A 12746-nucleotide genomic window follows, 5' to 3' on the forward strand; every position below is an offset into this window, starting at 1 on the left:
GTATGCAGTCAGTTATGATTTTGTGAGTATAGTGATGAGAATTCTTGTAACCGGCGGTTCGGGCTTTATTGGCTCCAATCTGGTACGTGTGCTGCTCTCTCAGGGCCACAGTGTTATCTGCCTTGATAACAATTACACCGGCCGTATGAGCAATATTGAGGAGCTGCTGGATAATCCGCGCTTCACCTTTATCAGGCATGATATCTGTAACCCTCTGATATCTTTACCTGAGCTCTGTCCTCAAAAAGGTGTTATTGACCAGATTTACAACCTTGCCTGTCCGGCCAGCCCTCCTGCCTATCAGGGAGCCCATGCTCTTGACACCACCCGTACCTGTACCATTGGTGTGTTCAATGTGCTTGAGCTTGCCGTAGCTCATAATGCCACCATCTTGCAGGCCTCAACCTCCGAGGTCTATGGTGACCCTCTGGTACGTCCTCAGCCTGAAAGCTACCGTGGTAATGTCAATACTCATGGCATTCGCGCCTGCTATGACGAGGGCAAGCGCTGCGCCGAAAGTATTTTCTTTGACTATGCCCGTATTTACGGACTGAAAATCAAGGTAATCCGTATCTTTAATACCTACGGTACCTTTATGGACCCTGATGATGGCCGTGTGGTCAGCAACTTTATCTGTCAGGCCCTGCAGGGCAAGGACATCACCATCTACGGTGACGGTCACCAGACCCGTTCATTCTGCTATGTCGATGACCTGGTCGCAGGTATGACAGCCACCATGAACTCCCCGGCCGACTTTACCGGTCCTGTGAACCTTGGTAACCCCAATGAGTTCACCATCAGGGAGCTGGCTGAAAAGGTTACAGCCCGTATCAAAAACGGCTCCCAGGTGGTCTACCACGACCTGCCTCAGGACGACCCGCAGTTCCGCTGCCCTGACATTACCCTTGCCAAAACCAGACTCAACTGGGCCCCTACCATCATGCTCGATGAGGGCCTTGAGCGCACCATCGAGTGGTTTGCCCGCTGCCTGAACATCAAGGCCAACTAATCCTCAAAGCTCAACAGCCCAGAACCATACTCATGCCGAGCGACGCTCATGCTGAACCATGCTCATGCAGCCCCGCATGAGCATGTCTTTACCAGGTTGAGCATTGCTCAGCCTGGTAAAGCCCGCATCACGGCAAGGCCATGCCCGCCACCCGGGCATTCCTGCCGGGGCCAATGGTCAATAAGCCTGGGCCATGCCCAGCATGGCCCAGCCGGACCAGCCGGGAGCGTTCATGTCCATGCCTGGCCAGGTCGGATTTATGGCTGGCCGTGTGCCCGGTTGGGGGGCTGGCTACGCGCTGGTGGGGCACGGCTGCCGCGCTGGTGCGGCGCTCTGCGCCATGGCTGCGGACCAGCCGGGGTGAGTTTGCCGGGGCTGGTGCCTGGTCTGTTGTGGAGCAGGGGCTTAGTGGGGAAAATTCGGGTAAAATGGGCATATTCTTAATCACTAACCGTAAGGACTGAACATGCCGCGTATACTCTGGATGTCTCCTTTCAGCCTGCATGACACTTCATCAGGTGCTGCAGTTAACTGCCGTCATATGCTCAAAAGTCTGTATGACAGGGGCTTTGAGGTATGGGCATGCTCTTCATTTATTTTTGATGCCAAAAATGGCGCTCAGGCCTTTGGCGATCTCAAAAAACTCCTTGATGAGGATGACCATGACGTCTTTGCCTTTGACGAAGACGGCATTCACTATGTCTATACCCGTACCGATGGTACCGATGAAGCCGACATGACCTTAATGGAATGTCAGCTCTTTTACCGTACCTTCTGCAGCTGTCTGTCTTCATTCAAGCCTGATGTGGTCATTGGTTTTGGTAACAGCCCTCTGGCCATGAACTGCTTTGCCGAAGCCCGTTCACGCTCCATCAGCACAGCTTACATGCTCTCCAACGGTACCTGGTCTACCTATCTCTTCCCTAATATCGATCTTATCCTCACTGATTCCTATGCCAATGCAAGGCTCTATGCTGAGCGTGATGAGATCAATACCGTGCCTGTAGGTGCTTTCTTTGATCTTGAGAGTATTGTCGCTGCCGAGCATCAGAGACGCTTTGTCACCATGGTCAATCCATCTGACTACAAGGGTGTTTCCATCTTTGCCCGTCTTGCCGAGATCTGCCGCAAGCGCATGCCTGAGGTCCAGTTCCTTACCGTTAATACCCATGAGCGTTTTACTGAGGTGGTAACCCGCCTGCACACCAAGGGCAATCCTGCCGAGCATCCCTACCATCAGGATGACTTCCCTAATGTCTTCATGGTAGAGCAGCAGGTAGACATGCGCTCTATCTACGCCATCAGCTCAGTAATGCTGGTACCCTCACTGTGGTTTGAGGCCTGGGGACGTACTGCCAGTGAGGCCGTGTTCAACAATATTCCTGTGATTGCAGCTAATACCGGCGGCCTTGCTGAGGCCATTGCCGGAGGCGGTGTATTGCTTGAAACCCCTGAACACTGCCGTGAGGACTACATGAGCCTGCCTGATGATGAGGAAATGGAGCCATGGCTCAATGCCCTTGAGGTACTGCTCAGAGAAAACTTTGATGCCGAGCTTGAGGCTGCCCGTGCCCGCCTGTCTCAGGAAAGTGCCGTCAACCGTCTGATTGAGGCTCTGCAGCCTCTGATTGAGCGCACCACCGCTGCCCGCAATCCTGGTAATTCCATGGTCAGCTCGCTCAATGCTCTGTCCAATGACGAGCTTACTGATATCAGCTTTGAGTGATTGCCGGGGGATTAAATGAACAAAATTCTGTGGATAAGCAGCTGCTGCGTACACGACCTTGCCAGTGAGTCCGCCCTGCAGGTGCGCAATATGATAAGTGAGCTTGCCGAGCGCAATGCCTCAGTAGTGTGCCTGAGCACTGATGTCAGAACCTCAGCTGACCTGCAGACAGTCCATCCGGCTGCCCGCAAGGAGCTGCAGTTTGCCCGCAACAAGGTCATGTTTGAAGAGGGTAAGGTCCAGTATGTCTATACCATGACAGCTCAGCACCGCCTTGCGCAGATGACCACCTATGAGCAAAGTCTTTTCTATAATGAAATGACTCCTGTTATCTGCGGCCTCAAGCCTGACGTAGTGGTAGTGTCCACCAGTGACATTCTCTCCATGGCCTGTCTCAACCTGGCCCGCAACAGCGGCATACCATGCGTCTTTGCTCTGCTTGAGCCTCCTGCTGAAGACTTCTCTTTACGCGATGTGGACCTGATTGTTTCCACCTCTCGCAGCCTGATTGACGATTTTGTCACCCCGGCAGGCCGCGAGGCTGTCTATCTTGGTCCTTTTGTCAGCTCCAATGGTCCTTTAATGGACTCCTACTTAAAGGCCCGCATTGAGCATGACAAGACAGTTATGGAAGCCCGTGAGCGTGCCGCTGCCTCCATTGAGTCCGTATTCCTGACTCAGGATGCCGCCAGCCGTGTCCACGAGGCTGCCCGTCAGACATCCTCATACTACAGCTCCATTCTCTCCTCCATACCGGAGCTCAAGGAGCTTAATGATTCCCTTGATAATCTGAGCGCCACAGTAAGCGCATCCCGCACCGCCTCAGCTGCAGGCGCAGCTGTGGCCGGTGCCGCCGGAGCCGCAGGCACGGCTGGCACCCAAGGCGCTGCCGCAGCAGGCTGCCCTGAGGGCATGCCGGTGCGTGACCGCGACGCCATCTTACGAGAGCGTGCTGCTGCCATTGAGGCAGCTGCCGCTCAGGCTCAGAGCGAGGTACCGCCAATTGACTGGAGCCGTGTGCCTTTCCCTGATGTCTCAGAACGCCGCTACATTGTCATGGTGTCTCCTAACCATGAGCATGGTCTGGGTATTTTCCTGGGCCTTGCCCGTGAGTGTCTTAAGGACAGCCGCTTTGAGGGTTACAAATTTGCTGTCTACGAGACTGAGGACAATCAGTTTGAGCTCTGTGCCCTTGATTACTACTTCAGGAACTCCTCAGGTCAGGCTTATGACAGAGAGCTAATTAACTCCATTGAAGTCATCAATGACAAGGACTTTAACGATCTCATGTCCATGACCCGTGTGCTGGTCATGCCTACCCTGTCCTATGTCTCCAACAGCTCAGTAGGTCTGCAGGCCCTGAGCCATGGTACAGCAGTGATTACCACAGGTCAGAATGTATTAAGAGAGCAGCTGCTGCAGGCAGGCCGCTATGTTGAAGTCGACCAGGAGCTTATCGACAATCTCCATCAGGCTCCGGATGAGAGTCAGATAAAGCCATGGGTAGAGGCCCTGTATGCCGAGCTTACCAGCCCGGTAGAGCCATGCCGCTACTGGGATGTCTTCAGTCAGACTGATTATTACTGCTGCGCCATGCGCCTTGCTCATGCCATGGCTCCGCTGCTGCGCCGCAGGGCCGGTAACAGCCCTCAGCTGATGCGCCGTGGTACCTTCTCCCTGCGTGCCATTATCCAGTCAGAAAACGAGGCCAAGAAGCGTGCCGCCCGTCTGGCAGCCCTCGTCTCTGCCAGCCTCTTAAGCCCTGCAGATGACGCCCCGGCCAACGACAGCGAAGACGCCATTATCCTGTCTCGTGAGCTCGATGCTGCCAGTGCTGCATCCTCCTACAGCTCACTGACTACCAGCCGCAGCATCAGCAGGTCCACGGCAGCCCAGCGCTCCATGACCGCCAGCGCCGCCGCCGTCGACGAGGACGACCTCGTCCTCAGCGCCGACGACTGACCCCTACACACAGCGCATAAGCGTCCTGTGCCGCCCCTCAGCCCTGCGACGGCCTCGCCGCCGCAGGGCTGCCAAGTCACTGTCCATTCCTGGACAAACTAAAAAAGCCACTGGCTCACGCCCGTGGCTTTTTGACTTTTGGGGACCGGTAAAAGCAGCCCCCGGTTTGACCGTTGCCAGGCCGACCAGGCTGCCTGGCTGGCCGCATAAGGCCAGCCGGGCATGGCCTTGCGGCTGGGCATCAGCTGGTGAAGCTGATGGCACTGCCGCAGAAAGGACAGACCTGCTCTGTGCCGGACAGGCGGTTATAGGCACCGTCACAGATAAAGGTCTCATGGCCGCAGCTGCAGCGGAACATGAAGGCATGGCCGTGGCGCAGCTGGTCAAGGCAGCGCAGCAGGACAGCTATCTGAGGCAGACGGTAGCGCCTGAATATGCCCATTTTTTCATTGTCATCAGCTCCCGGGATGAGGCTGCCCTTTGGGGCATTGCGCTCATCGCTGGCATCCCTGTCAGCAAGATGGCAGTACATGTCATGGACAGCAAGAGCCCATGGGATATTAATGGCTCCGCAGTGGCCGCGCTCTCTGTCCCTGGTCTGCTGGCTGCGCAGGGCATTAAGACGTGACTGGGCACTGACTGCTGAGCTTTTGAGCTTTTTGTGGCTCACCAGAGCATGGACACAAAGCGGCAGCCATTTAACAGCAGGAGTACGTCCTTTCGGGGCTATACCTGCAGCCAGGGCAGCAAGGCTACCATCAGGTCCGCCTGAGCTGCCCTGGCCGCCATCGCGGCTCAGGGCAGACCTGGCGCTGAGCATACTGAGCAGGTCCAGTCTGTTGAGGTCACGGTAGCGGTCGCAGCCGCCATAAGACTGCCGGCCGCCATTCCAGTCCCAGCTGCCCATATTGCTGGCAGCATGCTCATCATACTCACAGCTGCACAGATAATCATAAAGGGCCCTCATGGCAGGACGTCGTCTGTAGTCAGCAAGGGAATAAAGCCCCATACGATGACCATCAACCGTGGCCACATTGAGCACCTCAATAAGCTCCTCGAGCCCCTCAGAAAATCGCCCACCCTGATGCTGACCATCATCACCGCCACAGCCCCCGGCTGCCCCACAGCCACTGGCACTGCCAATAGCCATATGGCCAGCAGTGCCACTGCCCAGGCCATTGCCATGGCCATGGCTCTGGCCACGGCCTGATTTGGCGTCCTTGCCAGCACTGGAGGTCTTTATCGAAGGCTCACAGCAGGATTCTGAACCTGACCCTGAACCGCATTCTGCATCAGAGCTCTGGCACTGGTCACTGCGGCTGTCAGCATGTCCAGCAACCATGACATCTTCGGCAGTGCTGTCTGCAGGGCCTTGGTTCTTACTGGAGGCAGAGGATTGAGCTTTTGCTTTTCGGCCGCGCTTGCCAGTGCTCTTGCTGACTGTAGAGTTCGCAGCTGCAGCAGCTGCATCAGTGTCAACAGCTGCGGTCAGAACATCATCACCAGACTCAGCCGCAGTCTCTGTCTCATTAGCAGCATGGCTTGTCTTTACCTGGTCAGTATAGTCGTCGGCTGTAGCGCAGGCAGAGGTGCTTATTGCATCATGAGTGGCTTTTGAGGCTGCCCCGGCATCATCAACTGAAGTGGCATAAGAGCAGGCTTCAGTGGCTGCGACTTCGTCAGCATTAGTAGCTGGTTGCGCAACGGCAGCGGCGCCTTTGGCAGCAGCTGCATCAGCAACAGCATCAGGGCCATTGTCAGCACCAGTACCAGCATCAGCAGCTACGTGAGCACCATCATTGGAGCATCTTCCTGCAACAGGGGCAGCCGCGTCATGGATTGAGGCTGCATCAGCACCAGCATCAACCCCAGTTGCAGCACCTGAATCAGGGCCAGTACTGTCAGAGCTGTCTTGAGTATTGCCCTCGGGACAGAAGTCAGGTCCGGCATCATGGCCGGCATTGTCAGGGCCCGAGGCGGCATTACTGCCAGCATCAGCACTTGCATCAACCCCAGTTTCAGCATGTGAATCAGAGCCAGCACTGTCAGAACCATCATGAGTGCAGGCCTCTGAGCAGGAGTCAGCTCCTGCATCATGGCTGTCGGTGTCAGTGCTTTTTTCGCATGAAACACCGCCATGCTCATCAGTAGCTGGGTAGCTTGCAGAGGCTATGGAATCTGCATTTGCACTTGCTTTGGCAGAGGCTGCTTTAGTGTCCGAGACAGTTGCAGAGTCAGTTGGTGAAGCAGCATCGTAACCGGTGCCCGTGCTATTACTGATTTCGGTGTCCTTTGCCTCATGGTCCAGACCGCCGTTTTTGTTGCAGTTTCTGTTGCAGTGGCTGTTGCTTGTGCTGCTGGTAGCGCTTTTGCCCCTTGTCGGGCCATGGCTCTTGCTCTGTCGGTCAGTGTCATGCTCAGTGGTGCAGGCAGTGCTCGAGTGCTGCGGAGCCTGTACTTGCAGGTCAGGCAGGTCGTCAGTGGCGCTTACTGTGTTTAGGGTTACGGTTATGTGGCCATCCTCATTGCTGATCGATGCCATGGCAAGACCGCCTGCCCGTCTGAAGCTGTCAGCAAAGATCAGGCTCTGCATGCGCTCTGATTCTCCGCCCTCACAGGACAGTACATAACGCTCACTGTAGAGCAGGCCCTGATCACGGTGAAAGGCAAAGTACAGTCTGATCATGTTATCAAGGGCCATTTTGCTTACCGGATGAGTAAGCTCTGCACCCATACTGCGTCTCTGACCGCTGATGGTGTTATCAGCCAGAAGCTTCCTGAGCATGGAGCTGTCCATGTCCATGCTCATTGAGCTGCCACCGGTCCATGCAGCAGCATCTGCAGCGGCATCAGCGCCGCCGCATGTGCCAGTGCCGGAGCCGTAACCGGCCGTTTCATGGCTCCAGGCCTTATTGTGCGCATCGGCACTGTGAATAACCTGGCCTGACCAGCTGTGCTGCACCTGGCCGCAAGGCAGCTCACAGGCCAGCCGGGGCAGAAAGTAACTTACCTCCTCACTGGTCATGCCTTTCATGCTCAAGGCCAGAGCAAGCATCTGCAGCTCACGGGCATCAGACCTGCCATGACTGCAGGTACGTCCTGCCTTGCGGCTGTCATCAGCAACGCTGCTGCAGCCGCATGCATCTGCAGGCTGAGCTGAGGCATGCTGGCTCTTAAGCCTGTGCACGCCTGTGGCCTGACTGTCAGCATAGTCGGTCCCAGCTTTTTTCCATGTACCTGTGCTGTTAGCTGTAGCTGTACCCAAACCGGCATCAGAACCTGCAAATGTTCCAGCCACATTGCCATCAAATCCATGGCCTGCTGCGCAGCCTGAAGCTGCAGGAGCAGCTGAGCCAGCACAGCCATCCGGGGCTGCTGCGCTGTGAGCTGAGCAACTGGCAGCCTCAGTAATGGAACCAGAGAGCTGGGCATGGCTGTAAGCTCCCGTACGGGACCGGGAGCGGCTCTTTCGGCTCTTTATGGTTTGCCAGAATGTCATGGAGGTCAGACATTTGCCCTCAGCAAGATGATTGAGTCCTGCTGAGCTGGAGGTGTCCAGGGCCTGACTCGGGTGCCGGCTCTCGTCACTGTCAGCCGCAGCTGCAACACCATCGTTGTGGCCATAGCCATGGCTCAAGCTTTCAGGGGAGTAACTGAGCTCAGAGTCATTTGCGCAGTTCAGACCAGCATGAGCAAGCATGCTCTCATAGCTGGCTGCTTGAGCATTTATGTCAGAGGCTGGCCCTGCAGCTGTTGAGGCTGATGATGAGGCTGAGGCGGATGATGAAGCTTGAGCGTCTGATGAGGCTGATAGCGCACCTGATGTACCTGTGCTTTCAATCTCCCTTGTGGCGAGGCTGCGGTCATGAGCATGAGCTTTAGCCACAGCCTTTGCTTCGGTCGGGACAGGCGTGGCGGCCAGAGCAGCAGCCGGGACGGCACCTGGGCGGCGTACGCCCTTACGGGCGGCGCCGCCACCAGGGCCGAGATTGCCGGTTCTTACTGCGGCCGCACGGCGGGCTGACATGGAGGCTGTGCAGGCGCGCAGCATGCACTCAAGGGCATTATCAGGCTGGCTGAAGACACCATTGAGGTGGACTACATCACAGGTGGCCAGTGTGGCCTCCTCAAGGGCACTTTTGTATACCTTACGGGCTCTTTTATCATGCGGACCACCCTCAGTGCCCAGAGAGCTGTTAAATGCCCTTATCAGGGAGCTGATGATGAGCTGCTCATCACGGGCATTATCAATAAGCCCGGCCGCCCTGGCCGAGCAGCGCTCTGCCTTACCCCCTGCACCAGCACCGTTATCAACAGAGCTTTCAGCCGAATGACGGGTTCTGTGTCTGTCCGAACGGCCGCCAGGAATCTCATCCCACCAAAAGGTACCTTTGCTGCTGGCTATGGCAGGGCCACAGTCAGAGTCTGAGCCCTCATTACAGCCATAGACAGAGTCAGCTCCGGCAGTACAGTCAGTGTCTGTGCAAGCCGTACTGGATGAGCCTGACACATGCGCAGAGTCATTACCTTGGGAGCAGCAAGATTTCCCCTCGATCTCAACATCACCGTCCACTTCAATTTCACTGACGGAGTTGCCTCCCAAAGGACGCTCAGTTTCACTGTCTGCATGGTCATTATTTGCTGCAAGGAGAGCAGCGTTCTGGCTATGGTCATGATCCTGCACCTTGCCATGCTTATGGCCTTTTCCTTTGCTATTTGGCTTGCTGGTGTTACTGCTGATGGAGCTGCAGTCACTGCCTTCATGGTCGTCATTGCCAGAACGTCCAGTATTGCTGTCAGTGCTGTAACTGTCAGCCGGTTGAGTGGCCTTATCAGTCTCATTGCAGGCAACAGCCTGCTTGACCTGTTCCCTGGTAACAGCCCACGCATCCTGGCTGTCAGTACTGGAGCTACAGCCAGCATCAGTGCTGAGCTCGTCCTGCTGAGCACACAGTTCATCTCCCAGAATGGCTATGTTGCCCTCATTACACAGAAAGGACTTGTACAGGGCTCCGGCAGGAGCAATGCTCTGAGAGTACTGTGAGCTGTGCTGACCACTGCCGCTGCCTGCAAGGGCAGTATCAGCAGTGCAGGCAGCGGCACAGGCTGCAACTGCATCAGGCTGTGAGTATGCGTCAGCCTCGTTGCTGCTGCAGCTTGCATCACTGGCTTTGTCAGCAAGGCCCGCTGCATCATCAGCAGTGCTCTGTGCATGGTCATCGTTAATCAGGTCATAATCGCAGCTGCCTGGCAGTCTGGCTGGGCTCTTACGGCGGGCAGGGGCAGCTTGTTCTGGCGCAGCATTGCCGGCATTGCCGGTCTGGTCAGCAAGGGCACTGTCGGTATCGACTCCAGCTTCAACAATCCCGCCACAATCATCAGCATCAGTGCCATTACGCAGCTTACTGCTGCCGCTGCGGCCCGCAGCGCCGCAGCTTGAGCCTCCAGTGGCCTTTGCTGAGGGCTGGCCTGATTCAGGGTGGTAGTTATCTGTTTTGAGCTCATGGCGGCTTTGACGGGTATTAATCTCATGGAGCAGTGTCTCAAAGAGAGCTCTACGCTCAGGCAGGTGTCGGGCTGTGAGTATTCTGGTAAGCATGGTCTCCAGATATTCACTGGTCTCGACACCGAGGTCTGCCATGCTGTGCAAATTGCTCAGAGCGTATTGCGCAGCTGTGCTGCAGCTGTCGCTGGCGCCGCTGATGGCGGCGCCGCCGCTATGGAGCTGCCATTGAGGGCCTGGGGCCAGTTCACAGAGCCTGGCCAGATCACCTGAGCTTTCAAAGCTGGCTGCGTTGAGTACTGAGCGGTCAGAGAGCAGCTGATAGAGGGCTTCGCTCAGCTCTGGCCATGAGGCAAGATGATCACAGTGCTCCATAAGCACACGGGCAAGAGTGCCACAGCTTCCTGCCATCTTGAGCTCACTTTCACTGGCTGTACCATCTTCAAGGGCATCAACAGCCAGCTCCAGATGCTGCAGTGATCGGTGAATCATCAGAGAGTCGATATCGAGGCTGTAAAGACTGTCAGCTACGGCTCGCTCAGAGCCCTTAAAGATCTTACGGGTAGAATTTGGTCTTCCCGGGTCTGATGCCAGATGCTGCTCATAAGTAAGATACTTGCCACGGGCACCGCCCTGAGCTTCACCTGGGGGATCGCTGCAGGCAGCGCCATCCACCTGGCTGCTCTTATCTCCAGGCCTATCAGCATCAGCAGCTGGCTGTGCAGCCTCATCAGGGCTGCTCTCATCCAAGCGGCTCTCATGCTCAGCACAGTCTGCACTTTCTTCACTGCTGTCGTGGCCAGCATCGACGCTGATATTGTCGCTGTCGTCATCGACACTGATACTGTCGCTGCTGCCACTTACCTGATCTGCAGAACAGCTCTGCTTCTCATCCTGTGCCTGTGCCTGTTCCAGTGCAGTGGCTTCAGCATGGTCATGCACCTGTGCCTGCTCATGCTCAGGTTCATGTTCATGGCTGTCTGCGTCATGGGCATCCTGCGGCATGCTGGCAGATGGATGGTGGCCTTTGTCATCATCGTCATTAACAGGGGCAGGGTCAGCACCAGCAACGCCATCGCAGCTGTCGTCGAAGCCGTCGTTACTGCGGCCTTCAGGAGAGGAGCTGACCACACAATCGATGCTGGCACCGACACTGCTGTCGCAGCTGTTGCGGCTGGCTGTGACACTGTCGTCGTGTCTGTCGCTGCAGGCTAAGAGACAGTTTTCGCCGCTTACTGTCTGAGCTGAGATGCATGACTGTGCAGGGGCTGGTTCTTTTGCCAGTGCCAGTAACATTGCAATTGCCTTCTCCTGGACATCTGAAGGTATGGCAGTGGCCTTTGGGCCATTTGGCTTGCTGCTGGAGTGAAGGCTGGTTTTGGCCTTTGCGCCAGAGCTGGTCTTTTTAGCTTTTGAGCCAGACCTGGTTTTTGAGGCATTGGAGCCAGAGGTGGCGTCCGGGGCATTGGAGCAAGAGTGAGGCTTTCTGGCTTTGCGGCCTGACAGGGAATTTGGTGCCTTGCTGCTCGCATGCTCAGCACTACCAGAGTGGTCTTTGTAACCGCCGGTCTCGCTGCAGGATGCGCAGCCGGATGGTATGCCCCTGCTGGTGACAGCACTGGTAACGTAGTCTTGTGCCTCAGCATGGGCATTGGCATGGCCATGGACCATGGCCTGGGCCTGAGACCTGGATGGAGAGTTAGCCTTTGCCTTTGCTTTTGTTGTGGCCTTCTGCTTTGGCTGAGTCATGGTCTTGCTCTGTGAGCCCTTTAAGTTCTTTGAGGTCTTTGATGATGTGGCGGTCCTGGCATTTGCCTTTGGCTGGCTGCAGCGGGGACGCAGGTCATTGGAGGCGGCTAATGCATAAGCATGTGCTGGCTCTGCTGTCAGCTGCTGTTCGGCGTCATGGGTATGGGCTGCAGGGTTACGCTTTTCACAGAGTTCAAGGTAGCAGGCAAGAGACATTGGGATATCACTGTCGGCATCCGGGCGGATGGCTAAACGACCTTTGAGCCTGTTGCCCTTACGGTTCTTTTGATGACAAGTGATTTGTCCATCAGGCAGGAAAGTGGTCTGTGCAGATGAGTTGTGACCCTCTCCTGGTATGAAATGGTCCTCAATGAAATGCATGATGAATGTCTCCTGGGAGAGTGGTCAAAGGGAATCAAAAAGGTACAGGTACAGTTAAAAAAGGCACAGCTCGGCCCGGCTATCCATAAAAGGACAGGCCTGGTCTGGCTGCGCTCGACAAAGTACCAAGGATAAAAACTTAAGACAGGAGCAAAGGCCATTGCAGCTCTTTGCTCCCTTACTGGTGCTGTCAGAGACAGCGCTTATGTGTTTGTTTGACTGGGCAGTCATGCCGTCATGTGACTTGCATGACTGCCATACTTTTCAAAGCTATGTGCTTCAGAACTTAACTGACTTAGCAGTATCGGACCGCATTGGCTTACAGGGCTGTCATCAGCTGTTGACAGCTGTGACAGCCGCCTGCAGGCCAGCCGGCAGGGTCGCCTGCTGTGCATCTGTGCTGTCTGAGCCCTGAG

The 12746-nt window shown here is 55.9% G+C and carries 4 protein-coding genes; 3 read left to right on the plus strand and 1 reads right to left on the minus strand.

Going from position 1 to position 12746, the window contains the following annotated elements; all coding sequences use genetic code 11:
• Positions 1–34 precede the first annotated feature (34 nt).
• The 3 genes from MXE39_RS04435 (at position 35) to MXE39_RS04445 (ending at position 4697) form a co-directional block, all read left to right on the plus strand.
• Positions 35–1009, plus strand: coding sequence for a UDP-glucuronic acid decarboxylase family protein (locus MXE39_RS04435; RefSeq protein ID WP_246977583.1), 975 nt, complete (start codon positions 35–37; stop codon positions 1007–1009).
• Positions 1010–1475: 466 nt separating this feature from the next.
• Complete coding sequence (locus tag MXE39_RS04440) at positions 1476–2735, plus strand: glycosyltransferase (RefSeq protein ID WP_246977582.1); 1260 nt, start codon at positions 1476–1478, stop codon at positions 2733–2735.
• A gap of 15 nt (positions 2736–2750) precedes the next feature.
• On the plus strand, positions 2751–4697 hold the full coding sequence (locus tag MXE39_RS04445) for a hypothetical protein (RefSeq protein WP_246977581.1): 1947 nt from the start codon (positions 2751–2753) through the stop codon (positions 4695–4697).
• Positions 4698–4938: 241 nt separating this feature from the next.
• Here the strand turns inward: MXE39_RS04445 and MXE39_RS04450 are convergent, their stop codons facing one another.
• The gene (locus tag MXE39_RS04450; protein WP_246977580.1) at positions 4939–12330 is read right to left on the minus strand and encodes a hypothetical protein; all 7392 of its coding nucleotides are present in this window, start codon (positions 12328–12330) and stop codon (positions 4939–4941) included.
• Positions 12331–12746: the final 416 nt, after the last annotated feature.

It is taken from the genome of Anaerobiospirillum sp. NML120511 (assembly GCF_023050955.1).
Lineage (GTDB): Bacteria > Pseudomonadota > Gammaproteobacteria > Enterobacterales > Succinivibrionaceae > Anaerobiospirillum.